Annotated in this window: 20 protein-coding genes; 8 read left to right on the forward strand and 12 right to left on the reverse strand. The window is 65.4% G+C overall.

The features are described from left to right. Nucleotides 1-50: 50 nt before the first annotated feature. From LDB05_RS19420 to LDB05_RS19475, 12 genes are all read right to left on the reverse strand, one after another. Nucleotides 51-767, reverse strand: a complete 717-nt coding sequence (locus tag LDB05_RS19420) for an ABC transporter ATP-binding protein (RefSeq protein WP_226005620.1) — start codon at nt 765-767, stop codon at nt 51-53. Next, a complete protein-coding gene (locus LDB05_RS19425) occupies nt 767-1,495 on the reverse strand; it encodes an ABC transporter ATP-binding protein (RefSeq protein WP_226005621.1) in 729 nt (242 codons plus the stop codon). The genes LDB05_RS19420 and LDB05_RS19425 overlap by 1 nt, the downstream gene beginning before the upstream one ends. Further along, nucleotides 1,492-2,583 (reverse strand): branched-chain amino acid ABC transporter permease, encoded by a 1,092-nt coding sequence (locus LDB05_RS19430; protein WP_226005622.1) that lies wholly within the window; start codon nt 2,581-2,583, stop codon nt 1,492-1,494. The genes LDB05_RS19425 and LDB05_RS19430 overlap by 4 nt, the downstream gene beginning before the upstream one ends. Continuing rightward, a complete protein-coding gene (locus LDB05_RS19435; protein ID WP_425498579.1) occupies nt 2,576-3,448 on the reverse strand; it encodes a branched-chain amino acid ABC transporter permease in 873 nt (290 codons plus the stop codon). Before LDB05_RS19435 ends, LDB05_RS19430 begins: the two co-directional genes overlap by 8 nt. Nucleotides 3,449-3,463: 15 nt before the next feature. Beyond that, complete coding sequence (locus tag LDB05_RS19440) at nt 3,464-4,825, reverse strand: ABC transporter substrate-binding protein (protein ID WP_226005623.1); 1,362 nt, start codon at nt 4,823-4,825, stop codon at nt 3,464-3,466. Between the two features lie 157 nt (nt 4,826-4,982). Then, nucleotides 4,983-5,948 (reverse strand): MBL fold metallo-hydrolase, encoded by a 966-nt coding sequence (locus LDB05_RS19445; RefSeq protein ID WP_226005624.1) that lies wholly within the window; start codon nt 5,946-5,948, stop codon nt 4,983-4,985. A 290-nt stretch (nt 5,949-6,238) separates the two neighbouring features. Then, nucleotides 6,239-7,735: an Asp-tRNA(Asn)/Glu-tRNA(Gln) amidotransferase subunit GatB gene (gene gatB, locus LDB05_RS19450; protein ID WP_226005625.1), complete on the reverse strand. Its 1,497-nt coding sequence runs from the start codon at nt 7,733-7,735 to the stop codon at nt 6,239-6,241. 145 nt (nt 7,736-7,880) lie between these two features. Next, on the reverse strand, nt 7,881-11,645 hold the full coding sequence (locus tag LDB05_RS19455) for a PAS domain-containing sensor histidine kinase (protein ID WP_226005626.1): 3,765 nt from the start codon (nt 11,643-11,645) through the stop codon (nt 7,881-7,883). A gap of 247 nt (nt 11,646-11,892) precedes the next feature. Further along, the gene (locus LDB05_RS19460; protein ID WP_226005627.1) at nt 11,893-12,876 is read right to left on the reverse strand and encodes a WD40/YVTN/BNR-like repeat-containing protein; all 984 of its coding nucleotides are present in this window, start codon (nt 12,874-12,876) and stop codon (nt 11,893-11,895) included. After that, nucleotides 12,873-14,360: a DUF7972 family membrane protein gene (locus LDB05_RS19465; RefSeq protein WP_226005628.1), complete on the reverse strand. Its 1,488-nt coding sequence runs from the start codon at nt 14,358-14,360 to the stop codon at nt 12,873-12,875. Before LDB05_RS19465 ends, LDB05_RS19460 begins: the two co-directional genes overlap by 4 nt. A gap of 30 nt (nt 14,361-14,390) precedes the next feature. Next, on the reverse strand, nt 14,391-15,401 hold the full coding sequence (locus LDB05_RS19470; RefSeq protein ID WP_226005629.1) for a TIGR00341 family protein: 1,011 nt from the start codon (nt 15,399-15,401) through the stop codon (nt 14,391-14,393). A gap of 50 nt (nt 15,402-15,451) precedes the next feature. Then, a complete protein-coding gene (locus tag LDB05_RS19475) occupies nt 15,452-16,018 on the reverse strand; it encodes a hypothetical protein (protein ID WP_226005630.1) in 567 nt (188 codons plus the stop codon). A gap of 208 nt (nt 16,019-16,226) precedes the next feature. On the opposite strand from LDB05_RS19475, the gene LDB05_RS19480 reads away from it, so the two are divergent. The 8 genes from LDB05_RS19480 to LDB05_RS19515 all read left to right on the forward strand — a co-directional run bounded on the left by LDB05_RS19480 (nt 16,227) and on the right by LDB05_RS19515 (nt 25,166). Beyond that, entirely contained in the window at nt 16,227-16,670 is a 444-nt protein-coding gene (locus tag LDB05_RS19480) for a hypothetical protein (protein WP_226005631.1), read from the forward strand. A gap of 258 nt (nt 16,671-16,928) precedes the next feature. Continuing rightward, a complete protein-coding gene (locus LDB05_RS19485; protein WP_226005632.1) occupies nt 16,929-18,437 on the forward strand; it encodes a permease in 1,509 nt (502 codons plus the stop codon). Between the two features lie 157 nt (nt 18,438-18,594). Beyond that, nucleotides 18,595-19,965: a transporter gene (locus LDB05_RS19490; protein ID WP_226005633.1), complete on the forward strand. Its 1,371-nt coding sequence runs from the start codon at nt 18,595-18,597 to the stop codon at nt 19,963-19,965. Beyond that, on the forward strand, nt 19,962-21,503 hold the full coding sequence (locus LDB05_RS19495; protein WP_226005634.1) for a cytochrome c oxidase subunit I: 1,542 nt from the start codon (nt 19,962-19,964) through the stop codon (nt 21,501-21,503). Before LDB05_RS19490 ends, LDB05_RS19495 begins: the two co-directional genes overlap by 4 nt. A 188-nt stretch (nt 21,504-21,691) precedes the next feature. After that, on the forward strand, nt 21,692-22,018 hold the full coding sequence (locus LDB05_RS19500) for a hypothetical protein (protein WP_226005635.1): 327 nt from the start codon (nt 21,692-21,694) through the stop codon (nt 22,016-22,018). An 85-nt stretch (nt 22,019-22,103) separates the two neighbouring features. Further along, on the forward strand, nt 22,104-22,493 hold the full coding sequence (locus LDB05_RS19505; RefSeq protein WP_226005636.1) for a helix-turn-helix transcriptional regulator: 390 nt from the start codon (nt 22,104-22,106) through the stop codon (nt 22,491-22,493). 157 nt (nt 22,494-22,650) lie between these two features. Beyond that, nucleotides 22,651-23,928 carry a Glu/Leu/Phe/Val family dehydrogenase gene (locus LDB05_RS19510; protein WP_226005637.1) on the forward strand — a complete coding sequence of 426 codons (1,278 nt, stop codon included), beginning with the start codon at nt 22,651-22,653 and terminating at the stop codon, nt 23,926-23,928. Beyond that, the gene (locus LDB05_RS19515) at nt 23,925-25,166 is read left to right on the forward strand and encodes a hypothetical protein (RefSeq protein WP_226005638.1); all 1,242 of its coding nucleotides are present in this window, start codon (nt 23,925-23,927) and stop codon (nt 25,164-25,166) included. The genes LDB05_RS19510 and LDB05_RS19515 overlap by 4 nt, the downstream gene beginning before the upstream one ends. The last annotated feature ends 13 nt before the right edge of the window (nt 25,167-25,179 follow it).

Consider the following 25,179-nt stretch of genomic DNA (forward strand, 5'->3'; position numbering starts at 1 on the left):
CCTCGAATCTCCGTTTTTCACCGAAAAATTCGAATCCGAACGGCGGGTCCTCAGTGGACGCCGACGTAGGCTTCGCGGACGTACTCGTTGTCGTGGAACTCCTCGTACGTGCCCGCCAGTTCGATCTCGCCGGTTTCGATCAGCGAGAGCCGTTCGGCGTGGCGCAGCGCGAACGTCGAGTTCTGCTCGGCGAGCAGAATGGTCAGCCCCTGATCCGAGAGGCGCTCGAGCGCGTCGCTGATGTCCTGGATGATGACCGGCGCGAGCCCGAGGGTGGGCTCGTCGAGCATCAGCATGTCGGGATCGCTCATCAGCGCGCGGCCGACGGCGAGCATCTGCTGTTCGCCGCCGCTCATGGTCTCGGCTTCCTGCTCGCGGCGTTCGTCCAGCCGCGGGAACAGTTCGTAGACCATGTCGAGGTCGTCCTGCACTGCGTCGCGGTCCTCGCGGAACTGCGCGCCCATCAGCAGGTTCTCGTGGACCGAGAAGAACGGGAACAGGTCCCGATCCTCGGTACAGTAGATCAGGCCGTCCCTGACGATCTGCTGTGGGTTCACGGTCGCGAGGTCCGTTCCGCGGTACCGGATGGTCCCCTCGTAGTCGACGAAGCCGGCGATGGCGTTGAGCATGGTCGTCTTGCCGGCCCCGTTGGGCCCGATGACGCCGTAGATCTCGCCCTCGTCGATCGACAGCGAGACGCCTTTCAGTGCGTGCGACTTGCCGTAGTAGACGTTGAGGTCTTCGACCTCGAGTATCGGATCGGTCATTACAGTCCCTCCCCAGCGAGGTATGCCTCCTGGACTCGTTCGTTCTCGGCGATTTCCTCGGGCGTTCCCTCCGCGAGGAAGTCGCCGTTGTTGAGGACGACGATTCGATCGACGAGCTCCATCAGCCCGCCCATGTTGTGGTCGACGACGATCATCGTCATCCCCTCCTCGCGGAATCCCTCGATCTGATCGGCCAGTTCCGCGATTTCGGCCTGGTTCATCCCCGCGAAGGGCTCGTCGAGCAGCATGAGCTCGGGCTCGGTCGCCAGCGATTTGGCGATCTCGAGCCGGCGAACGTCCGCGTGCGGGAGTTCGCTCGGCATCTCGTGGAGTTTGTCCTCGATGTCGATGCGGGCGGCGTACTCGTAGATCTCCTCCTCGCTCGCGCCGCCGTAGAACGAGCGGATGCTGTTCGGGAGCGTGAACAGCTTGATGTTGCCCGCCACCGGCATCTCCTGGATCGGGTTCGACTCCTGCGAGACCCGCGAGAGGCCCTTGTTGACGACCTCGTGGGTCGCGTCGTCGGTGATGTCGTCACCGTTGAACTGGATCGAACCGTCGGTGACGTCGTAGCGGCCCATGATGCAGTTGAACACCGTGGACTTGCCCGATCCGTTCGGTCCGATCAGGCCGACGATTTCGCCTTCCTCGACGTCGAACGAGAAGTCATCGACGGCGACCAGCCCACCGAACTTCTTGGTGAGGCCGTCGACCTCGAGCAGGCTCATCGGCGATCACCTCCGAGGCGATCGAGACCGTGCCAGAGTTTCCGGAACACGCCGTCGCGGGCGAACACTAACACGAGTAACACGAGCGCCCAGAAGACCGTCCAGCGGATGGACGATCCGAGGTTGGCGATATCGGTGAGGATGTAATCCCGGAGCACGATGAGGAAGAAGGCCCCACCGAGCGGGCCGAGGATCGAACTCATTCCGCCGAGGACGGCGATCGCGATCATTTCGATACTCCGGTCGACCACGATGAACGTCGTCGGATCGACGCCGCCGCTGAAGTGGACCAGCAACACGCCGCCGATCCCCATCGGGATCGAACTCAGCGCGAACGAAAAGATCTTGAATTTCGTCGCGTTGATCCCGGCAGCGTTGACCGCGGCTTCGTTCTCGCGGATCGACATGAGGATCAGCCCGATGTTCGAGCGGGCGATCAGCGTCAGCACGACCGCGATCAGGAGCATCGGCACGACCATGTAGTAGTACCGAGCGACCGGGGCGTACGTGAAGACCTCCACCGACTGGATTCCCGTTTCCCCGCCAGTGTATTGGCTGAAGGAAGGGATCAATCGGTAGAAGATCAACACGGCGACGAACGTGATCAACGAGAAGTACGGGCCGGTCAGCCGGAGCGACGGCAGGGCGACGAGTAGCCCGACCACGAGTGCGGCGAGGATCGACACCGGAATCGTGATCATCATCGACAGCTCCGGGTTCACGTTGTGAATGAGCATCGCGGTCGTGTATCCCGCGGCACCCGAGAGGACGGAGTGACCGAAACTGATGTAGCCGGTGTAGCCGCTCTGGATGTCCCAGCTCATCGCGAAGATCGCCCAGATCGCTGCGACGGTCATCGCTCTGACGAGCCCGAAGTTCCCCCAGAACGGCGCCGTCAACAGCGCGGCGGCCGTTCCGAAGATCAACACGAACTGGAGCCCGTTCATCTCACCGAAGTAGTCACCGAACAGACGGTTGTAGACGTCCGCCAGCGGCTGGAGCAACTGATCGACGGGCCCAGTCACGGTGCTCAACCGGTCCGTTGCGCGACTCGTCGCAGCGTTCAACCGATCCGTTGCGCTACTCATGGACGAGCTCCCTCCCGAAGAGACCGTTCGGTTTGAGCAGCAAGATCGCGACGAGGACGACCAAGGACAGGACCCCCTGGAAGCTCGGCCCGAGGAATTCGACCGACGCCGTCTCGAGGTAGCCGATGAGGTACGCCGCGATGACGGACCCCTTGATACTGCCGATGCCGCCGATCACGACGATGATAAAGGCGAGTGCGAGCGGGCTGAGCCACATATGCGGTGAGGTCGACTGCAGGGTCCCGATGAACACGCCGGCGATTCCGGCGAACGCGCCGGCGATCAGCCAGGTTCGAGATTTGACCTTCTGCAGGTCGACCCCGGTGAGTTCCGCACCGCGCGTACTCATCGACGTCGCGAGGATCGATCGCCCCTCGTCGGTTTTCGTCACGTAGTACCAGAGGGAGCCGATCGCGATCCACGAGACGACGAACGCCAGCAGCTGGACGTACCGGATCCGGGTTCCCACTGCCTCGAGGTATATATTCCCCGAAATCACGGGAAGGAGCTGTGACGGCGCGCTGCCGAACTGGATGATGACCAGTTCGGTCAACAGCAACGCGACGACGACCGTCGCGAGGAACGTGATCACGATGTTGTCTTCGATGTATTTGACGAGTCCCGCGTACAGCGCGTAGGATGCAGCGGCTGTGACGGCGACCGCGAGGAGGAATCCCACGAAGGGCGGGACGGCGGCCGACGTGGCTGCGAGGTACGTGAACGCGCCGATCATGATCAACGCACCGTGTGCGAGGTTCAACACGCCGCCGACGCCGAAGATCATGGTGAATCCGATTGCAATCAGCGCATAGACCGCGCTGATCATCGCTCCCACCACTAGTATCGAGAGTAATTGCTCTATCATTCCTTCGTGTTCGGCTTAGATCCACTCTGGGACGACGTGCTCTGCAGTTGCGTCCTGTTCGGGGTAGACGCACTCGACGACACCGTCGTCCCCGTCTTCGTGCCACTGCGTGACCGGGAAGTTCGAAATGATGCCGTCCTCGTTCCTGGACTCCTTCAGGTCGTTCGGGTAGTCCGAATCCTCTCCGTAGAGAGAGATCTCGCCCGCAGCACCGGTGAACTCGGTGTTGAGCATGGCGTCGACGATGGCGTCGAGGTCGCTGTTGTAATCGGTGGTACCGGCCTCTTCGACCGCCTTCGCGTAGAAGAGAATTCCATCGTAGGAGTTGAATCCCATGTACATCGGCTTGCTCGGCGGGTCTTGACCGTCGCCAGTGAACTCCTCCTCGTAGGCCTCGACGAACGGCATCGTCTTGTCGGTCAGGGGTGAGACACCACCTGCGCCGGATTGAGACGTCGTTTCGTACAGACAGGTGCCGTTGGTCGCGCCCCAGAACTCGGGGGACATTCCGGGGACGCTGATCCCTTCGAGGGCGAACGGGTACTCGTTCTGGGCCCAGGTACTGGTGAAGGTCGCCGCACCGCCGTGTGCGATGAACCGCATGACGACGTCGGCGTCTGCGTCGGCAGCGTCGTCGAGGAACGGATTGAAATTGTCCGTATCGAGCGCCATTCTGTCCTCGTGGACGACTGAGAGGTCGCTGTCCTCCTCGATCAGATCGGGGAGAATGTCGCGGAAAGAGCCGGTCCAGGCGGCGTCGTCGGCCAGAATCGAGAAGTTCTCGAAGCCGTGGAGGTCGTTGAGGTGGCTCGCGTAGCCGGCCATCCCTTCCGCCTGCAGATCTGAATTGATCGGACCGGTCCGAACGATGTTCTTGTACTGTTCGTAATCCTGTCCGTGGTTTTCGGTAATCGTCGCCGGATCGGCGGAGCCCGTAATGATGAACGGCACGTCCCGCTCCGCGATGTAGTCGATGATTCCCTGGGTGACCTCGCTGACGAAGGTACCGACGAGCAGGTCGACGTTATCGGAACCGACCAGATTTTGCGTCACCCGTTCGGCCTCCGACGGGGAGCCGCCGGTGTCTTCCGACAGGAGTTCGACGTCTTGCCCCTGAACCCCACCGTTGTCGTTCAGTTCGGCGACCGCGAGCTCCGCACTTCGTTCTGCACCGCGGCCCATCTGGAGTTCCGTCGGGCCGAGGTGGCCGATTTTGAACACGTCGTCGCCACCCCCGCCGCTGCCGACCCCACCCATACAACCGGCGAGCGTCGTCGTCAGCGCACCTGCACTCGCAGCACCGAGAAATGTCCGTCGTCCAACAGAATCGTTTCCAGTTCTATGCGATTCGAGATTATTGTTATCTTCGTTAGCCATTGTGTGTCAGTGAGTTACCGATTCTCATCCACCTCTTTCGATTCCCACTTAATAAAGATGAGGGAAGTTAGCAAGCCCATTGACAACAACACACAGTTGTAAAGTTTCAGCATGCTGTCGACCAGTTTGGGACCAATTTTGCCGTCAGAACGAAACGTCAAAAAACGTCTTCGAGTACAATCGTCTCCTTTTGAAGCCTATACGTTCCGTTTTCGTATTCTACGACACCTTCATGACGAAGGTGATCGAGGTGGGCGAACGCCTCGCCGGGCCCGTGAACGATGTGAATCCCCTCGAGGTCGCCGAACAGTTCCGCACTGACCGTCCAGGCGTCGGCCGGCCCGCGCTCGTTCAGGATCTCGAGGATCGTTTCCGTCCGCTCGCGGTGGTGTTCGAGGATCGTTTCGATCCGCTCGGTCGGCTCCTCGATGGGATCGCGGTGCCCGGGCCAGACGCGGTCGTAGTCGCGATCGACGAGCCGTTCCAACGTGGCGACGTACTTCTCCAGGGGGTGCTCGACGCGGACGTCGGCACCGCCGACGTTCGGCGTGTACACCGGAAGGACGGCGTCACCGACGAACGCCTCGTCGCCCCGTTCGATTTCGAAACAGCACAGCCCCGCCGCGTGCCCCGGTGCGTGAACCGTCTCGAGGGTTCGACCCCCGACGTCGAGCCGGTCCCCGTCTTGGATCGGCGTCGGATCGGCCGGGCGCCCTTCGATATCCGCCGACTCGAGGAATTCGAGGAGTTCGGTTCGAGCCTCGTCGGGAACGCCCCACTGCTCGAGGAGTTCCCGGCGGCGGTCCTCGACGGTGGCGACGGCGTCGGGGTCTTGCGCGACCAGTGGCGCGTCGGCCTCGTGGACGTAGACCGTCGCGTCGCTTTCGGCCTGAATCTCGCCGGCCAACCCGGCGTGATCGACGTGGAAATGCGTGAGGACGATGTCGTCGACGTCGGCGAACTCGTAGCCCCGTTCGGCGAGCCCGTCGCGGAGGTCCCGGCGAACGGACTCGAGCGCGATGCCGGTATCGACCAGCGCGAGTTCGTCTTCGGCGTCGTCGGCGAGGACGTAGGCGTTGTTCCGGCCCTCGAATTCGTCGTTGCCGAGCGAAATGCGGTCCATGTCCGCTACCGACATGTTTCGCGTTAATAATTCGCGCGGTATCGGAACGAGGGGCCGGATCGACGGGAGCGGGCGGTGGCCATTCGACGCAATCGAATAGCGATGGGGCTCACGACAGGCGGGAAAATACGGTTTCGAAACCGGGGACGATCCGTTCAGGTCTCGGACATCGGTGATACCCTTCGCTACGATTACGGATTCGGGTCGTAGATGTCGGTATTCTCCCCCTCACTCGACGTAATCAACGAGTTGCCAACCGTGATCAACGAGGAACTGCTGGAGAGTCCGAATTAGCCCTCGAGTTCGGCGCGCAGTAGCTGATTCACGTCGCCGGGGTCCGCACTGCCGTCGGTCTTTTGCATGACCTGGCCCACGAGGAAGTTGATCGCGCCGTCGTCGCCGGACTCGTAGTCGTCGACGGCGTCGGGGTTCTCGTCGATCGCTTCGACGACGGCCTGCTGGACTTCGTCCTCGCCGGTTTTGCCCAGTCCCTCCTCCGCGACGATCTCGTCGGGAGTCCGACCGTCGTCGAGCATCGAACGCAATACCGTCTCGCGGGCGTTTTTCGCCGTGATCTCGTCGTCGGCGACGAGTTCGACGAGCCGTTTGATCTCCTCGAGCCGTCCCTCGATCCCGGTGATTTCGATGTCGCGGTAGTTGAGTTCGCCCAGCAGGTTGTCCGCGACCCAGGTCGCCGCGAGGTCGGGGTCGTACTCGCCGGCGACGTCCTCGTAGAAGTCCGCGACCTGTTTCGTCGAGGTGAGTTTCGAGGCTGCCTCCTCGCTCAGTCCGTACTCCGCCTGGAACCGCTCGCGGCGGGCCGAGGGCAGTTCCGGAATCGCGATCTCGTCTTTCCAGTTCGAGACGCGCAGCGGCGGCAGGTCGGCCTCCTCGAAGTACCGGTAGTCCTTCTCCTCTTCCTTCGAGCGCATCGAGACCGTGATTCCCCGACTTTCGTCCCAGTGGCGGGTCTCCTGCTCGACCGCCCGCCCGCGCTGGATGGCGTTCTTCTGGCGAGTCTCCTCGTAGGCCAGGGCCTTCTCAGCCCCCTTGTGACTCGAGATGTTCTTGACCTCGGTCCGATTCGCGGCCTCGAGCGCGTCCATTCCGATCTCGTCGGTGTCGTCGCCGTCGATATCTTCTTCGGGGATGATCGAGAGGTTGGCGTCGATCCGCAGGCTGCCGTCGCGTTCGGCGTCGAAGACGCCAAGGTACTCGAGCACTTCCTCGAGTTCGGCGAGGAACGCCCGCACTTCGCTCGGACTGCGGAAGTCCGGTGCGGTGACGATCTCCATCAGGGGCGTGCCGGCGCGGTCGTAGTCGACGAGGGTGTACTCCGCCGAATCGATGCCGCCACCGCCGCCCACGTGCTGGAGGCTGCCCGGGTCCTCCTCGAGGTGGGCGCGTTCGATCGCGACGGTCCGGCGCTGCCCCTCGACGGCGATCTCGAGCTCGCCCTCTTGACAGATCGGCTCGTCGTACTGGGTGATCTGGAAGTTCTTGGGCAGGTCGGGGTAGTAGTAGTTCTTCCGGTGGAAGCGGGTCTCCTCTGGAATGTCGGCGTCGATCGCCTTGCCGATCTTGACCGCGGCCTCGACGGCGGCCTCGTTGAGTACCGGTAGGGCCCCCGGGAGCCCGAGACAGACGGGGCAGACGTTGTCGTTCGGCTCGTCGCTCGGCTCGGTCGAACAGCCACAGAAGATCTTCGTGTCGGTCTCCAGCTGGACGTGGACCTCGAGCCCGATGACGGTCACGAGGTCGCCCTGCTGGACGGTCTGGGCAGTCATTGAAAACCGGTTCGGCCCCACGGGGGTAAAACGTAACGGGACGGGCTCGCGAGCGTTCGATGCTGGTCGCGAAATTCGCTCGTCTAGTGGCGCCGTCCCCGAGTGGATCCGTACTCCGTAGCCTCGAACCGCTCATCTCGGGAATTTACGCGTCAGTAGACGGAAGCGTGAACGAAAACGTCGATCCCTCGCCGGGTTCCGACTCGACCCAGATGTCGCCACCGTGTCGTTCGACGATCCGCTCGCACAGGGCCAGCCCGATCCCCGTGCCGGAATACTCCTCGCGGCTGTGCAAGCGCTGGAACACGTCGAAGATGCGGTTCGCGTCCTCGGTGTCGATGCCGATTCCCTCGTCGCGTACCGACACGACCCAGTCCGGCCCATCGCGTTCGGCTGAAACGTGAATCCGCGGAGCGGCGTCGCCGCTGTACTCGATGGCGTTCTCCAACAGGTTCTGAAACACCTGTCGGAGTTGACTGGCGTCGCCTTCGACGGGGGGAAGCTCTTCAGCGGTGATCTCGGCGCCGCTTCTTTCGATCGTTAGCTGCAAGTCGTCGCGGACCTCATCGAGGACGTCTCCCAGTTCGACCGGCTCTAACGGTTCGCCTTGCGTCTCGACGCGGGAGTATTTGAGCAACCCGTCGATCATCGCACGCATCCGTTCAGCCCCGTCGACGGCGAACTCGACGAACTCCTGTGCATCCTCCTCAAGGTCGTCGGCGTAGCGGCTCTCGAGCAGCTGCAGGTAGCTCGACACCATCCGGAGGGGCTCTTGGAGGTCGTGGGAGGCGGCGTAGGCGAACTGCTCGAGGCGTTCGTTCGATTCCTCGAGCCGCTCGATCACCTTTTCTAGCCGTCGTTCGCGTTTTTTGTGCTCGGTAATGTCGTGGGCCGCCCCGCGGAGCGAAACGACGTGGCCGTCGTCGGTCTCCGGAACCCCCTGCAGCCGAAGCCACCGCATCTCGCCGCTTTCCGTGTGGACCCGCACCTCGACGTCGAAAGACTCCCCGGACGCGAGCGCTTCCTCGACGGCGGCCTCGACGATCGGTTGGTCCTTCTCGTGATACATATCGATCGCCTCCTCGAGTGGCGGTTCCTCGTCGCCGTCTACCGCCAGGAGCTCGAAGATGTGGTCGGTCCAGAACACGTCCCTCGTCTCCGTGTCGATCTCCCAGCCGCCGACGTCTGCGATGCGCTCGGTCTTCTCGAGCAGATCGAGCGCCCGCTCGAGTTCGCGTTTGCGCGCTTTGCGCTCGGTGATATCCTGAGCGAAGCTCAGTCCGGCGAAGATCTCGCCGTCGGCGTCTCGCAGCGGCGTCGCCCACACCTGCCAGTGGCGACCGACGACCTCGGTCTGAACGCTGCCGGTCTCTCCGTCCTCGATAGCGGCCCGGAACAGCGGCTCGAGGTCCGCCACGGCGTCGTCCGGATAGAGCTCCGGCATCCGCGCCCCCTCGACTTCTTCTTTGCTCGGCGCCGGGTCGCCGATTTTCTCGCCCGCCGCCAGCGTGTATCGGAGATCGCGGTCGTAGACGCCGACCACGCCGTTCGGGAAGTGTTCGGCTAACGTTCGGTAGCGCCGCTCCGATTCCGCGAGCCGTCGCTGGGCCGTCCTGCGCTCGGTGATATCGCTCAAGGTGACGACCCCGCGTGTCACCTCGCCGGCCTCGTCTCGGATCGGCATGCCCTCCAGCTCGACGATCAGGCGCTCGCCGTCGACGGCGTCGATCTCGAAGATGTCGGAGTCGGTGACCGCTTCCCCGTTAACGACCCGCGCCAACGTCATTTCCTCGGGTTCGACTCGCTCGCCCGAATCGGCCCACCGTACTGGGTATCGTTCGTACTCGTCGACGGAACTGGCGTCGAACACGTCCCCTCCCCAGATCGCACGCGCGGTATCGTTGGCTTCGACGATCTCGCCGTCCGCTTCCGCGACCACGACGCCGACCGGGAGTACCTCGAACAGGGTCTCGAGCTCGCGTTCGCGCTCCTTGCGCTCGGTGACGTCCTCGGCGATGCCGACGATCCGGGTCACCTCGCGACTCTCGTCGTTAGCTTCGGCCGTCCGCGCGTTGACCCACCGGACCTCGCCGTCGGGCCGGACGATCCGGAACTCTTCCTCGTACTCTTCCTCCGGAAGTTTCGCCCACGCGTCGAGGACGCGGTCACGGTCCTCGGGATGGAGCGCCTCCGCGAACGCGTACGGGTCCTCGTAGAGCGCTTCGCGGTCGCGCCCGTAGACCTCCTCGTAGGCCGGATTGACGTACAGGAACTCCTCGGTGTCCGGAGTCATCATCCAGACGATCTCGTCCAAGTTCTCCGTGACCGTCCGGAATTTGGCCTCGCTCTCGCGGAGGTCCCGTTCCGCCTCCTTTCGATCCGTGATATCCTGGACCATCACCATCCCCCCGGAAACGTCGCCCTCGTCGTCTTCGACGGGGACGGTGTGTGCGTACCAGTGACGGTCGCGGAACTCGAACTCGAAGGTGGAGCGCTCGCCGGCGAGCGCGGCTCGGTACTTCGGCTCGAGCCTGTCGGCCAATTCCTCGGGATACCGCTCCAGAATGTCCTGCCCGACGATTTCGTCAGCAGAGTCCTCCAGGTCTTCGATTATCTCACCGCCGACGGTCGTGTACTGCAGCTTCTCGTCGAACAGTGCGACCGCTCCGTTCGGGAAATGCTCGACGAGCGTCCGAGAGCGGCGTTCGGATTCCCTGAGTTTGCGTTCGCGCTCCTTGCGCTCGGTGATGTCGCGGAAGTACACCGACAGCCCCGTTTCGGAGGGGTACGCGTTCACCTCCGCCCAGATTCCGAAGGGCTCGGAATACCGTTCGAACGAGACGGGTTCCTGGCTCTCCATCGCGTCGCGGAATCGGTCGGAGAGGGGAGAATCGGCGGCTTCCGGAAACACGTCCCACACGTTCCGTCCGAGTAACTCGTCCCGCGTTCGCCCCATGAACTCCGCGGCCCGCTCGTTGACGTGGGTAAACCGGAACTGGTCGTCGACCGCGTAGAACGCATCGGAGATCCGACCGAAAATCTCGTCCAGTTCGGTCTCGAGTTCCCGTTCGCGCTCTTTCAGTGCGGTGATGTCCTCGCCGGTCGTGACGACGCGATCGATCTCGCCGGCGTCGTTGAAGACGGGTGCCGCATTGACCGACAGCCAGCGCGAGTCGCCGCTCGGTAGTTCGACCCGGAGTATCTCCTCGTACACCGGATCACCAGTTTCGAGCGTTCGAGTGAAGGGGTGTTCGTCGACCGTGACCTCGCGACCGTTCTCGTCGTAGACCGTCCGATCCGACGGATCGTACTCCCCGGTTTCGTCTTCGGGAATCTCCAGAATTTCTCTGATCCGCTCGTTCATTCGCGTGACCCGTCCGTCGGTATCGAGCACCTGAACGCCGACGGGACTGGTCTCGAGAATTCGGTCGATCAGGTCGCGCTCGCGCTCGAGTTGTCGCTCGTGTTCGTCGAGCGTTTCCTCCGTTCGCTTTCTGTCGGTGACGTCGCGGACGATCCCGACCGATCCCTGAAAGTCACTGTCCTCGACGAGCAGACTCACCCGCAGCTCACAGTACCGCGTCTCGTCGGCGGCAGTTCGCGCTGCGATCTCGAATGTTTCGGTCAGCCGGTCGTCGTTCGCCACGCTCCGCTCGATTTCGCGCGCAATTCGTTCGACGTCGTCGTCCGCGAGCAGAATCGATACGTGTTCGCCGAGGAGTTCGTCGCGCGCGTAGCCGCTCATCTCGACGATGATATCGTTGACCGCGACGAACCGGCCGTCGGTATCGAGCTGGTAGATTCCGTCGTCGACCGTGTTCACGAGCGTCTGGTAGCGCTGAATCGCCACAGAATCGTCGACCTCGTCCGCCCAGAAGATCGCCTCTGCGGCATCCGCTCGTTTACTCATGCCCGTTGAGTAGCGGCATCGAGGATAAAACCCTGATGGTCACGGCTCTGCAGCGAATACCGCGCTCGTTCGTGGAGTGCGCCAAGGTACTGCGGATCGGAGATGCAAGCCACCCAGCAACAAAGAGAACGTCGGCGAACGAGATCGGTACGTGCGCCGGCGACTCGAGATCGGAGACCGAGACCGTGGTATCTCGGTGTCGGGACGATACGAAAACGGTCGCGCGGACTCGAGATCGGTCAGCTCCTCAGTACCGCCGCTCGAATATCGTTCCCGACTGGCCGACGACGAGCTGTGGCGATCGGGCGGTTTCGAGCGCGACCGCGAGCAGTTCGTTACCAGGTTGGAGGTCGACGAGCGTCGTCCAGTCGCCGTAGCGGCGTTCGAAGAGCGTACCGGTCGAAGAGACCGCCAGCGCGGTGTCGCGGTCGCGGGCGAGCGCGGCGATCGGCTGTTCGCCGAGGGTCGTCCGTGACCAGTCGAGCCCGTCGTAGGTGTAGACGATGCCGTTGCCGCCCGCGACCGAGACGTGGCCGCTGTCTGTCGCCGCGACCGCCGCGAAATCGACGCCCGCGCCGCCGATCCCGATGCGGCTCCACGAGACCCCGGCGTCCCGGGACTCGAAGACGCCGCTGTCGGTGTCGACGACGTAGCCGTAGCCCAGCGGCGTGAGGTCGATGTCCGTCACGCTCGAGCCCGAGCCCGGTTCGATCACCTCGCTCCACTCGATGGTCGGGCCGTCGCGGCGACCGCGCAGGAGTTCGCCGGAGCTGTTGATGGCGGTGAGCCGTTCGTCGCCGGCCAGCCCGGCGACTGCGATCGCCGTCCAAGAGGTCGTCTTCCCCTTCGGCGCCGAGAAGTCTATCGTGCGGTCGGCGAGGACGTCGTAGAGCCCGAGCGCACCGCTGTCGCCGGCGACCCACATCGCGCGCCCGTTGCTCGTGACTGCCGCGGAGCGCAGGCCGTCGCCCCGACCGCCGAGGCCGCCCTCGAGTTCGACGGTCCACTCGTCGCGATCGTCATCGCGTGCGAGGACGGTCCCGTTCTCGCCGACGGCGTACGCGCCGACGGCGGTCGGGACGACGTCGTACAGCGTCGCGTCGGTGGGAACGTCGGCGGCGACCCACTCGCTGTCGGCGTCGATACAGCCCGCGAGTGACAGCGACCCGGCCGCAGTGCCGATCGCTGCGAGGAGGGCGCGGCGGGACGTGTGGTAGCCGTGACTCGTCATTCGTCGTCACGCATCGCGGAGTCCGCGTCGGTCGGCTGGCTCCGCGGGCCGTCCGATACTCGGGCGGCGCTGCGAGTATCGTACGACTGGTGGAACTCACCCGGCGGGGTGAACGCGCCCGGTGCGGAGGTCCGCTTGAGAACCGCCGAGATGCGGACGACGTACGCGAACAGCACCGCGAGCGGGCTGAACGCGATCGCGAGCGCGACGCTCACGAGCACGAGCAGCCACCCCTCGAAGGCGACCGGGGGGTAGCCGCTGGCGTAGATCATGATGACCAGCGTCGAGAGCAGGATCGCGCCCGTGCCGCTGTAGGTGATCAGCCGCGACAGCCGCGCGAGCTCCCGCTGGAGGTAGATCGTCGTGAAGTACTGTCGCGTCGCGTCCGCGGTGACGAACAGTTCGCGGAGCTCCGAGAGCAGCGACGCCGCTCGGTCCGACAGTTCCTCGTCGAACCGGCGCTCGAGTCGCCGCGCCTCGTTCGCAGCGCCGGCGTAGTCGTGGTCGATGGTCGGCAACACGACGGCGAACACCGACGTCGTCTCGCCGGTGAGCTGCGAGGAGAGCGCGCCCGTGTGCTCGCGGGTTCGTTCGGCGAAGCGGCAGACCGACTCGAGGGCGGAGATCGGCGTTCCGTCGGACCAGTTGGTATCTACTCGGCTGCGCTCGCTCCCGCCGTCGGAGTTCCGATCCGTGCAGCCGGCCTCGGTGGCGAGTTCGTCCGCGCGGCTGCCGAGCGTGCCGGCCAGCCGGGCGAGGAACGGGGCCGGATCGGTCGGACTGATACCGTCGCCCTCGGTCTGGGCCTCGACGCGGGTGCGGAACGCCTGGACGCCGTCGATGCGTTCGGTGAGTCGATCGGGCGTTCCGAACAGTCGCGAAATGATCAACTGGTTGACCGCGACGACGATCGGGATGAAGGAGAACAGACCCGCGATCATCGTACTGAACATCGTCGTGACGAACCGGCTCTCGCGGACGCCGATGACGTCGTTGATGCCCAGGAGGAGCGCGAGGGCGAAGACGCCGGCGACGAACCCGCCGACGATAACCCGGCGATCGCCCTCGAGCGAGAGCCACCGCTGTGCTCGGCGACGCGACTGGGTGTCGGTGAGGTACCGCGATGCGATTCGGACGCCGCTCCAGAGGAGGCGGCCGCCGACCACCAGTGCGGTGACCAGCAGTCGGAGGACGGAACTGACGAGAGAGAGCCCGAGCGATGCGGGATCCTTCTCATGGGCTTCGGTATCGTGATCCTCGCCGTCGACGTCGTCGTCAGTGTCGTCGGCACCTGTCTCGTCGCTGCCAGTGGCGGTGTCGTCGCTGTCAGTGACAGTGTCATCGCTGCTGGTATCGGTGCTCGCAGCGGCGTTCGAGCGGTCCGTGTCGGAGTCGGCTCCGGAATCAGACGTGGTACGTGCCTCGGAGGGCAGGGGCGAGTCGGAGTCGCGTTCGGAATCTGGCGGTGATGGATCGTCAGTCATGGGATACTGAGCGCGGTATCGGCGAGTGACTCAGAGACCGTCGGAGACGATCTCGAGGAGACGCGTTGCGACCAGCAATAGTCCGGTCAGGAGGACGACCCGTCTGAGGATCGCGCCTCTGGTGGTTCTGATCCGGGAGCGATCGGTCGGGTGAAAGCCGACGGTCCACAGCGTCGCGATCGCGCCGACGTTGATCGCGATGACGTTGACCGCGACGACGACGAACGAGCCGATGACGGCTTCGGGGGCGTTCCAGGCGATGCCGACGCCGATGACGCCGATCGGTGGCATGATCGCGGCGGCGATCATCACGCCGATGAGATCCGTGATCCCGGTCGTCGCCATCCCGAGGCCGCCGGCGATACCCGAACAGACCGCGACGGTCACGAGCAGGGATGGGGGCAGGCCGTGGCTGCCGAGTCCGAGACTCGCCTCGAGATCGACCGCGGTCGTGATGACCCGCGACGTTCGCGCGAAGAGTGCGAACGCGAGGGCACTCGACATCGCGACGCCGATCCCGACGAGCTGGAGCTTGACGCCGCGAACGAACAGCTGGCGCTCGTCGAGGACGGTCGCGACGCTCGAGGCCATCGCCGGGCCGAGCAGGGGGGCGATCACCATCGCACCGACCAGGACCGCAAGCGAATCGAGGAGGACGCCGGTCGTGGCGACGATCCCGCTGATCGCGGTCATCGCGGCGAAGATGACCAGGGAGGGCAGCTGTGACTGGGCTTTCGACCGCAGCTCGCTCCGGGAAATTCGTTCGAAGGACAGCCACTCGCGGCGGCCGTCGGCCGGGGACTCGTCCCAGTCGCTCCCGATGATCGCCATCGGTTCTTCGACGATGATGGTGACGTTGCCGACCGACGCGAGGTCGTCCTCGAGCGGTTCGATCGCGTGTTCGGGGGCGGGAACCGTGATCGTCCGTTTCTCGCCGTTGGTGTGGTCGGTGAGACTGTACTCGAGGTTGTGGCGCTCGAGGATGGCCGTCACCTCGTCGGCGTTCGACTGTGAGGAGGCAAGCACCGTCAGGAGGCGCATATTCGACGTTTCCGTGGGAGAGTCCGACCGGCGATATCCGTCGCTGTCGGTCACAGTAGCGCGAGTGCATCGGTATCGAGGGTGGGTTCGTCGGGGAATGCTCGAGCGAGCAGCGTACAGACGGTTTCCCGGATCGTGACGAGCCGGTCGTCACGGGTGCCGGTACACGATCCGCCACAGCGGCCGATCGGGCCGTCCGGCCCGTCGACGTAGGTCAGGCGTCCGCCACAGTCCGGACACCGGGGCTCGGCGTGGATGCTCATCCAGTCGACGTCGAACCCGTCGCGGGCGAGTCGGTCGCCCAGCGCGTACCAGAGGATATGGTCGCGCTCCTGATCGCCCGTCGCCACTCGTTTGAGCCGGCGGAGGACGAGCGCGGCGCGACAGTAGAGGTCGTCGTTCGCGTCACCGTGTCGCCGATGACACCGCCGGAAGTACGTTGCGAGCGCACGCCTCGAGGACCGACGTTTCCCCGTCGTCAGTGGTTCCTCGAGGGCCGCGTTCGGCGAGAGGTCGTCTGATTGTGGAACGCGCTCCGGACGGCCGCGTTCGTCGTAGTGGACCTCCCGCGAGAGAGATGCACCGCTGGTCGGACAGAAGGCATGTTTACCGATCATTTGTCTATGTGCGATCGAACCGTCAGTTCGGTCCGACCGTGCATCCCGGCTAGCGGTGCCAGCGGGATAAGGTGACATAATACTGAGAGTATTTAGAATAAAGAAACGGACTCGTCGGGGGCTCTAGACGTATGTCTAGATTATTTTGTGGAATTTTCTTACGTATCTAGATAGCTTATCAGTAGCCGGTTCATACGGCGGATGCGTCATGGCACGTGGTTCACTCACAGCCGTCGATTCGACTGATCGTGCGCCGTGGTACTGGTACGTTCTGATCGGCTATCCCGTCTTGAGTCTGTTCGGGATCGTTTCGCTCGCCCGCCTCACCCGAGGCGGGTCGGTTCTGGCCTCGAGTCTGGGGAGCATCGGTCTCTTGATTCTCGTCGCCGCTGCGGGCGCGCTCGTGCTCCCTGCCATCTGGCGCGACGGCGAGTTCGTCGCGACCGAGAGCGACACCTGGAGACCCGACAGGCAGGTCTACGTCGGTGCGGCGATCGCAGCGCCGCTGGCTCTCGGCGTTCTCGCCGGGCTGGTAGGCGGCTTCGGTATCGCGATCGCGACCGCGGTCTTCACGTTTCTCCTGTCGTCGGTAACGGTTTGCGTAACGTACCTCTACAATCGCCATCGGGAGATCGGGTTGTTGTACCGCTGAGACTGACCGGGTAAGCGAAGCGTTTCCGAGCCCGATCGAACCGTAGGTCGATCACCCGTTCTCGGTGTACATTCTCTAGGTTTCGTCCGTATTTATAGGTCACAAGCCATTGGTTATTGCTGTCGGTTGGCCCGGACGACGCGCACCCGGCGCGGATGACATCCCGGCCCGATAGCACAGCCGCTACTGTCCGCTCGCCGACTTTCCGGGCAGTACACGTCTACTCGTCGACACGCTGCGATTACGCCGACACCCATTATGCTCTCAGTACTACACGCCATCACCGACGCGTCCAGCCCCGCGCTCGCAGGTGGACGTCCGCTCGCATCGCTGGCGCTGACGGCGATCGATCACGGACCGTTCCTCGGCGGTCGGATTCCGGTAGCACAGTCGGTCGATCCGGGGATCGCTCCCCCGGACGGCGGCGGTCTCGATCTCGCGGCCCGGCTCGTCGGCCTGCTCGGAGCCGTCATTCTGGGCGTCGTCGAGGGCGTGGTCATCGCGTTCGAGATGGCCTGGGACACCTGGTGGGCGCTCGTGCTCGGCTTCACGATCACCGGCGCAGTACAGGAGTTCGTCGACGAGGACCAGTTAACTGACTACCTCGGCGACGACGGCTGGCGGGAGGTCGGCTACGGTGCCCTGTTCGGGGCGTCCTCCTCGAGTTGTTCGTTCTCGGCGGTCGCGACGACGCGAACGCTGTTCACGAAAGGCGCTTCGGCCGCGTCCAGTCTCGGCGCGTTCCAGTTCGCGAGCACGGATCTCGTGCTCGAGCTCGCCCTCGTCGTCACGCTCCTGTTGGGCTGGCAGTTCGCCGCCGCGGAGATCGTCGGCGGACTCGTCGCCATCCTCGTCGTCGCCGTGATCTACCGCCGGTTCGTCCCCGAGGCGTGGGTCGAGCGAGCCAGAACCCACGCGCGGGCGCTCGAAGAAAACGAGTGTGGGATGTGCGGGATGGCCGCGGAGCCGACCGACGAGGAAACGCTCGAGGCAACCATCGACGGTGAACGACAGTACTTCTGCTGTGGAGGGTGTCGGAACGCGTACGATCCGGAAACCGACCGGGAGGCGGTCACCGCCGGCCCGGAACTCCTCAGGGGCGATCGCTGGCAGTCGGCGACCACGAACGCGATCCGGGAGTGGGACATGCTCTGGCGGGACATCCTGCTGGGGTTCCTCATCGCCGGATTGCTGGCCGCGCTCGTTCCCACCTCGTGGTGGACCGCGCTCTTCGGCGTCGGTGCCGAGGGGAGCGTCACGCGACTCACCTCGAACGTCTTCCTCGGCGCTATCGTCGGGGTGTTGACGTTCCTCTGTTCCGTCGGCAACGTCCCGTTCGCGCTCGTCCTCTGGCAGAACGGCGTCTCTTTCGGGGGCGTCCTGGCGTTCATCTTCGCGGACCTGCTCATCTTGCCGCTGGTCCGCACCTACCGCCGATACTACGGCACCCGGATGGCCGGCGTCATCTTCGTCACGTTCTTCCTCGCGGCGGTCGTCGCCGGCCTCGTCGTCGAGCTCCTCTTCGGCGGGCTCGGCCTCGTCCCGCCGCCCGGCGAGGCCGGCGGCACGATCTCCGGGACGTTCACGGCCCTCTTCAACGCGATCGCAATTCCGTTCCTCGCGATTCAGGTTTACGTCGCCCTCGAGCGCGACCAGCGCGTTCGAATCGGGAATCGACTCGCGCCCCACGTCGCGGGCGTCGTCTATCACGTCCACAAGGCCCTCGAGCGGATCGCCTACGCGCTCGAGGATCGCGGGCTGAAATGAGGGCCGCGTGATCCGGTCCCCGCTATCCATCGAGGTCCGTCAGTGACGGGCTGAGACGACCGTCACCGCAGTCTCGGCGACTCGAGATGCCACCCACCGAAGTTCCGATCGACCGCTCGAAACGCCCACTTCCCCGCTGATTCCCACTCCAGTACTCATGACACCACACCCGAGAGACGCCGTCGAACGGAGCGATCCGGTCAGACTCATCTGCCTCGCAACGATCGTGTCGACCCACGGGCTGGTTCGCCTGGCCGAACGCTACCTCCCCGAGTTCCTGTCGGCGCTCGGCTACGGGCCGATCGTCGTCGGCCTGCTGGTGAGCCTCGGCCTCGGACTCGCCGTCGCCGCGTCAGAGTTTTCGGGCGGCGATCTCGGCGGCGACGCGACGCCGGCCCTCGAGTCGACGACGGTCGCGGTACTGGCGGCACTGCTCGCCGCGGTCGGCCTGCTCGCCTGGGCCGGCGCGCCGACGCTCGATACGCTGCTGGGTACCCCCCTGACGGCGCTGGGCTGGCTGGTTGTCGGCGTCGTCCTCCTCCAGGCGTGGCACGTTCGCGGCCCGACCCAGCGCCTGTGGCCGACGGACACCCGCGCCGGGCCGCTCCCCTCGAGTTCGGCCGACGACGAACGCGCCCGATCGAACCGAACGGGACTCGTACCCGACCAGCGGACGCACATCGTGCTCGGCGCGCTCGGTATCGTCGCCGCAGCGGTGTTCGCGACGATTGCCGTCGCGAGCGCCGACAGCATCCGCGGCGGGTTCGCGCTCGTCGCCGCGACCGGCGCTGCGGTCGCGATCGTCGGGGCGGTCGCACTCGGGACGGTCGGCGTTCTCCCATCGCTCTTCGGCGACCGATCGGAGCGGGAGGATCGACCGAGTACTGCGTCGATCGACGTCGATCCATCGCTCAGGGTCGTCCGGCGTGCCGTTTCCCGGCTCCCCGACCGCCGGCGCTGGGCCGTCATCGGCGACGCGCTCGTCCGGGTCGCGATCGCGGGGACCGTCCCGTTTCTGGTCCTCCTGATCGTCGACTACCGAGCGATCGCGCTCTCGATCGGCGGCCTGTCGCTCGCGCCCGCCGCCGTCTTCGGACTGTTCGTCCTCGCCGAGGGCGCGGGTGCCATCGTCGGTGCCATCGCGTCCCCGGCACTCGCCTCGCGCGTCGATCGGCGGATACTCCTCGCGGTCGGCCTCACCGGCATCTCGCTGCTCCCGATGGCACTCGTGGCCGCACCGGCCAGCGCCGCCGTCGTCGCCGTCCTCTTCGGACTCCTCGGCTTTCGCACCGTGATCGAGCCGCTCCGGCCCACCGTCGGCGCGAGCGCTCGAGCGGCCCCGGTCCCCGGCCCGCGGCTCCCCGAGGAGATCCGAACGGCGGTTCGAGTCGCCGTCGTTCCCGCGCCGCTGCTCGGCGGGATCCTCTACGCCGTCAACCCTCTGGTGGCATTCACCGTCGCGACGACGGTCGGCCTGCTCGGCGTCCGCGAACTGGGTCGCGCGTTCCCGTTCGGACGGGACGCATGACCCGATCGTCGACCCCGCGGCGGACGCTCGAGGGAGCGGGGGATTCGCTCGCGGAACTCTCGAGCGTCGATCACCGGCGACTCGCTCGCTGGCACCTCGCGCTCGCGCTGGTGATGGGGCTGTGGGGCGGGCTCGACGCCCTGTTCCTCCGAACCGCGCTCGTCACGCCGGGGCTCGAGCAGTGGCCGGCCGAGACCTACAACGCCTTCTTCACGACCCACGGGCTGACGATGCTGTTCCTGTTCGTGCTGCCGGCGATCTGGGGCTTCGCGTACGCCGCGGTGCCCCCGCTGATCGGGGCCGACGACCTCGCCTACCCCAACCTCGGCGTCTGGGCCTTCTGGCTGCAGGTGCCGGCCGCGCTGGCGGTTCGGTCGGGAACGATCGGCGGTATTCTCGGCGTCGCCGGACTCGAGCCGATCGCGAGCGGCTGGACGCTCTACCCGCCGCTGAGCGTTCTGTCACCGAATCCGGCGGTCGACGCCGTTCTCGTCGGCCTGCTGTTGGTCGCTGTCGGCACTACGGCGACGGCGTGGAACCTCGTCGTCACGATCCAGCGGCGTCGCGAGATCCGGTGGCTCGACGTCGACACGTTCACCTGGACGGTGCTGACGGCCGGCTGGATGGCGATCGTCGCCTTCCCGGTGCTGGCGGTCGCGATCGCACTGTTGCTCGCCGACCGAACGCTCGGCACCGCGTTCCTCCTCGGCGGCGGCGGGCCGTTGGTCTGGCAGCACCTGTTCTGGTTCTTCGCCCATCCGCTGGTGTACGTGCTGGTGTTGCCGCCGATGGGAATCGTCGGGCACGTCCTCCCGCGCTTCGCCGGTCGGCGACTGTTCGGCCGCCGGTCGTCCGTGTACTCGACGCTCGCGATCGGCGTCGTCTCCTTCACCGTCTGGGCGCACCACATGTTCGTGACCGGCGTCGGCCCGTCGGTTCGGACCGTCTTCATGTTCACCACGCTGGCGGTGGCCGTGCCTAGCTCCGCGAAGCTGTGTACGTGGCTCGTGACGCTGTGGGGCGGTGCAGTTCGGTACAGCGCGCCGATGATCGCGGTGCTGGCCGCCGTCGGCTTCTTCGTCGTCGGCGGCGTCACCGGCGTCTTCCTCGCCGTCGTCCCGATCAACGTCCGCTACACCGGGACCTACTACGTCGTCGCGCACTTCCACTTCCTGCTCGCGGGCTTCGTCGGCCTCTCGCTCGTCGCCGGCGCCTACTACTGGTACCCCCTGCTTACCGGTCGGCGGCTCGAGCCCGGCCTCGCCCGCCTGCACGGCTGGCTCACGATCGTCGGCGTCGCAGTGACCTTCGGTGCTCTCCTGCTCCTCGGGCTCGCACAGCTTCCCCGGCGGGTCGCGACCTATCCGGCGGTCTACGCGCCGCTCCAGCAGCTCGCGACCGTCGGCGCGTACGTCATCGCGGCCGGACAGCTCGCGTTCCTCCTGAACCTCGGACGGTCGCTGTGGATCGGCGACCCCGCTCCCGAGGATCCGTGGGACCTCGAGGACGGCCCCTCCCACGCGCGCGAATGGCGGTAGAGTTCGGCCCGTGAGAGGGCCGGGCTCGCCGCCCGCGCGGTCGGCGGATGCCAACCCGATCATCCCCCGATCGAACCGACGACTGACGGGTATCAGTCGTCCCGCGAGCCGACCGGACGGACGCATCGATTCCGACCACCGCAGTTGCGTGCAGTCCGACCACCTTCGTGACACTCTAGATTACCACCATGTCAACAACGCCAAGTACTGACGTCGCACTGATGCTGATCCAACTGATCGCGATTACGATCCCGTCGACCGTCGTCCTGGTCAAACAGTTGCGCCAATCGGACAACCTCCAGTGGCGATTCCGGCAGTTGAGCTTCGGGCTCGTGGGCTCGTGTATCACGCTGTTGATCACGGGCGCTATCACCGTCCTGTCGTATTTCATCATTCAACTGCAACTTCCCAACACCATCTACGCCGGACTCTTGCTCGTGATCCTCGGCCTGCTCCCGCTGGGAGCGTTCATCGCCGTTCTCTATCGAGAACATCGGAAAGAGTTCGGTCCCTGAAGCCGCTCGCTACGCCCGGATCCGGCCGGCTGCGGGTTCGATCCCCGCGCGTAGCTTCGGCGGCTTCGCCGCCGATACCGAACCGATGTCCAATCACACGTCACAGAATACCGACGACGGTGGCGAATCGAACTCCGATGACCGGACCGAACGGCGTACCCACGAGATCACGGATCCTCGTCCGCTGACGAATCTGACCGGCTTCAAACGCGACCAACTGTTCGTCATTCGGATGCTCGCGGACCGCAATCCGCACGGCCTCGTTATCAAGGACAAACTCGACTGCTACTACGACGAGGAGATCACGCAAGGGCGACTCTACCAGAACCTGGCGGAGCTCGTCGACGAAGGCTACGTCGAGAAACTCCCGGTCGACGGCCGAACGAACGCCTATCGACCGAGTGAGCGCGCGAACGAGCGGCTCGAGGAACACTACGAGTGGGAGCGGCGCTGTCTCTTTTGTGAGCTCCCATGAGGGAGCCGTCCGCGGTTGCAGCCGGCGACTGTCGCGGACGGTCGTTTTCTTTCGATCACGGGCGGGTCGGTCGCGTCGACTGATCCGACTACTGCAACGTCGGCAGTCCCGATCGATCGCCCCGCTCAGTCGACCTGACGTGCGTACTCGATCCACAATGACTAGAAACACCACCAGCGACGAACTCAGTCGAACAGATCCCGATCTCGATGCCCCGTGGACGTACGCGACGACCGCCGCGGATCGGCTCGCACTACCCGACGAGATCGAGCAGCGAATCCTGTATCCCGACCACCGTCAGCGGATCACGGTTCAGTTCGAACGCGACGACGGCACGCTCGGCGTCTGCGACGGCTACCGCGTCCGCCACGACGACGTTCGCGGCCCGTATCTCGGCCCGCATCGGTACGCCTCCGAACTGACCGGCAACGATTGTGCCGGACTCGCGGCTGCGACGACCGTCAGCGCCGCGCTCGCCGGCATCCAATTCGGTGGTGCGGCGGGCGGAATCGCCGTCGATCCGACGACGCTCTCGCGGGACGAACGCGTCCGACTCACTCGGTCCTACGCGGGCAGCGTGACCGGCGTCGGACCCGACAGCGACGTCCTGGTCCCGGACGTCGGGACCGACGAGCGGACGATGGCACGGTTCGTCGATGCCGTCGCCGACCGAGTCGACGGGCCCCGTAATGCGGCAGTCGCCGGCAAACCGCCTGCCATCGGCGGCTTCCGGGAGATGCCCAGGGCGAGCGGCGACAGTATCGCGCACGTGACCCAGGACGTCCTCGAGACCGACCACGACTGCCCGCTGTCGGACGCGACGATCGCCGTCTACGGGGCCGGAACCCTCGGCGCGACGGCCGCGCGGCTGCTCGAGTTCCAGGGCGGCACCGTCGTCGCGATGTGCAGCGATCAGGCCGGGCTTACCGCTTCCGGCGACGGGAACGGACTCGACACGGACCTCGTCCCGAGCTATCTCGAGCGACCGAGTGCCCTCGCCGAGTACGACGACGGAACGATGATCGGCACCCAGGACGTCCTCCAGCAGGATGTCGACGTGTTGCTTCTCGCGGCACCCGCGACCGCGGTGACCGCTCAGAACGCGGACGCCATTCGCGCTGATATCGTCGTCGAAGGCGCGACCGGTGCCGTTACTCCCGGCGGTCAGCGCGTCCTCGAGGATCGCGGAATCACCGTCGTCCCGGATGTCCTGGCGACGGCCGGAACGATGGTCGCGGCCCACCTCGAGTGGGTCCAGAGCGTCGGTCGCGACCGGCTGGGTGACGCCCGCGTGAGCAACGAGTTCGGCTACGCGCTCACCGAGGCGGTCGACGACGTCCGAGACCGCCGCGAGCGGTGTAACCTGAGCTGGCGCGAGGCCGCCTACAGCGTCGGTATCTCCCGCGTCGCGGCCGCCCACGAGGTGGTTCGATGATCGGTCCGCTAGAGGAATCCAAAACGAATGCGCTCGACTGGCTCACGCAACTCAATCCGATGAACCCGAACGAAGACGGTACGACGAGCGGAACGCACAGCGACGACCCCCCATCCGACGGGGGAGAGAACACCGACGAAGAGCGGGCTCGTGGCGAGGGCAGCGACGGAGACGGGAGTCGGGGCGATTGGATAGCAGCCGAGTCCTCGACCTCACGAACCCTGCACGGCGTCGCTCACGGACAGGACGGGCCGTACGCGTGCGGCGAGGGCGGCATCTTCCTCCACCGGACGCCCGACGGGTGGCGGACGCTCCTCGAACGTGGGCCGGGCGTGTCGGACAACACGCTACGGTCGATCGCCACGACCGACGACGGCTGTCGGCTCTGGTTCGCCGGCGACAGCGGTGCGCTCGGGTTCTACGACGTAGCTGACGGCCATCTCAGCGATCATTCCGCACCCATGGAGAAGACGAGCACCTGGGAAGCGATCGCCGTCACCGGAAAGACGGGCGAGGAGCGGGTCCGCATCGCGAACGGATCCGGGGAGGTCCTCGACTGCACCGTCGAGGACGGCTGTCCCGTCTGGGGCGACGTGGTCAAACCCGGCGGCGGATCGACGATACCCGGCGTAACCGCCGGGCCGGACGGGTTCTACGCCGTCGACACCAGCGGCGGCGCGTACGTCGAACCACCGGAGGGCGGGTCGACGGATAGCGCATCGACGAACGCCGATTCGACGGACGGCTCGACGACCGACGAATCCGCCGACGACGACGCGGCGGATACCGAACCCAGCGGCGACGACGCTGCGAACGCGTGGGAACGGATCGGCGTCCGCAACGCACAGGTCGACTTCCAGGACATCTGGGCGGGCGAGGAGTCCGTCTTCATCGCCGGTGCAGACGGCATCGCCTACCGGTACAGCCCCGACTGCGAGAACTGGACCCCGCTCTACGTCGGCCAGGGGGCACTCCAGACGATTCGATCCGTCGGAGCCGACGCGGTCGCCGTCGCGACCGGCGGGAGAATCTACGAACGCAACGAGAGCGTCCGCTGGGCCGAACTCGAGACCCCCACCGAGAAATCGCTCCTGGACCTCGCGCTCGCCCGCTCGAGTGCCGACGTCGACAGCGGACTCGGGACCGTCCCCGTCGACGTCGCCGTCGGTGCCGGGGGAACGATCCTCGAGCGCGATCGGCGGGATCGTTCGAACACTGACGCCCAACGCACTGACTGAGTGCGATCGCTAC

It is taken from the genome of Natrinema salinisoli (assembly GCF_020405205.1).
GTDB lineage: Archaea > Halobacteriota > Halobacteria > Halobacteriales > Natrialbaceae > Natrinema > Natrinema salinisoli.

Excerpts from the sequence above, each read along its gene's own strand:
- LDB05_RS19505 (WP_226005636.1), top strand. The coding sequence starts at position 22,104 with ATGTCCAATCACACGTCACAGAATACCGACGACGGTGGCGAATCGAAC.
- LDB05_RS19500 (WP_226005635.1), top strand. The coding sequence starts at position 21,692 with ATGTCAACAACGCCAAGTACTGACGTCGCACTGATGCTGATCCAACTG.
- LDB05_RS19430 (WP_226005622.1), bottom strand. The coding sequence starts at position 2,583 with ATGAGTAGCGCAACGGATCGGTTGAACGCTGCGACGAGTCGCGCAACG.
- LDB05_RS19485 (WP_226005632.1), top strand. The coding sequence starts at position 16,929 with ATGCTCTCAGTACTACACGCCATCACCGACGCGTCCAGCCCCGCGCTC.
- LDB05_RS19495 (WP_226005634.1), top strand. The coding sequence starts at position 19,962 with ATGACCCGATCGTCGACCCCGCGGCGGACGCTCGAGGGAGCGGGGGAT.
- LDB05_RS19440 (WP_226005623.1), bottom strand. The coding sequence starts at position 4,825 with ATGGCTAACGAAGATAACAATAATCTCGAATCGCATAGAACTGGAAAC.
- LDB05_RS19445 (WP_226005624.1), bottom strand. The coding sequence starts at position 5,948 with ATGGACCGCATTTCGCTCGGCAACGACGAATTCGAGGGCCGGAACAAC.
- LDB05_RS19465 (WP_226005628.1), bottom strand. The coding sequence starts at position 14,360 with ATGACTGACGATCCATCACCGCCAGATTCCGAACGCGACTCCGACTCG.
- LDB05_RS19425 (WP_226005621.1), bottom strand. The coding sequence starts at position 1,495 with ATGAGCCTGCTCGAGGTCGACGGCCTCACCAAGAAGTTCGGTGGGCTG.
- LDB05_RS19435 (WP_425498579.1), bottom strand. The coding sequence starts at position 3,448 with ATGATAGAGCAATTACTCTCGATACTAGTGGTGGGAGCGATGATCAGC.
- LDB05_RS19455 (WP_226005626.1), bottom strand. The coding sequence starts at position 11,645 with ATGAGTAAACGAGCGGATGCCGCAGAGGCGATCTTCTGGGCGGACGAG.
- gatB (WP_226005625.1), bottom strand. The coding sequence starts at position 7,735 with ATGACTGCCCAGACCGTCCAGCAGGGCGACCTCGTGACCGTCATCGGG.
- LDB05_RS19510 (WP_226005637.1), top strand. The coding sequence starts at position 22,651 with ATGACTAGAAACACCACCAGCGACGAACTCAGTCGAACAGATCCCGAT.
- LDB05_RS19460 (WP_226005627.1), bottom strand. The coding sequence starts at position 12,876 with ATGACGAGTCACGGCTACCACACGTCCCGCCGCGCCCTCCTCGCAGCG.
- LDB05_RS19480 (WP_226005631.1), top strand. The coding sequence starts at position 16,227 with ATGGCACGTGGTTCACTCACAGCCGTCGATTCGACTGATCGTGCGCCG.
- LDB05_RS19490 (WP_226005633.1), top strand. The coding sequence starts at position 18,595 with ATGACACCACACCCGAGAGACGCCGTCGAACGGAGCGATCCGGTCAGA.
- LDB05_RS19515 (WP_226005638.1), top strand. The coding sequence starts at position 23,925 with ATGATCGGTCCGCTAGAGGAATCCAAAACGAATGCGCTCGACTGGCTC.
- LDB05_RS19420 (WP_226005620.1), bottom strand. The coding sequence starts at position 767 with ATGACCGATCCGATACTCGAGGTCGAAGACCTCAACGTCTACTACGGC.
- LDB05_RS19475 (WP_226005630.1), bottom strand. The coding sequence starts at position 16,018 with ATGATCGGTAAACATGCCTTCTGTCCGACCAGCGGTGCATCTCTCTCG.
- LDB05_RS19470 (WP_226005629.1), bottom strand. The coding sequence starts at position 15,401 with ATGCGCCTCCTGACGGTGCTTGCCTCCTCACAGTCGAACGCCGACGAG.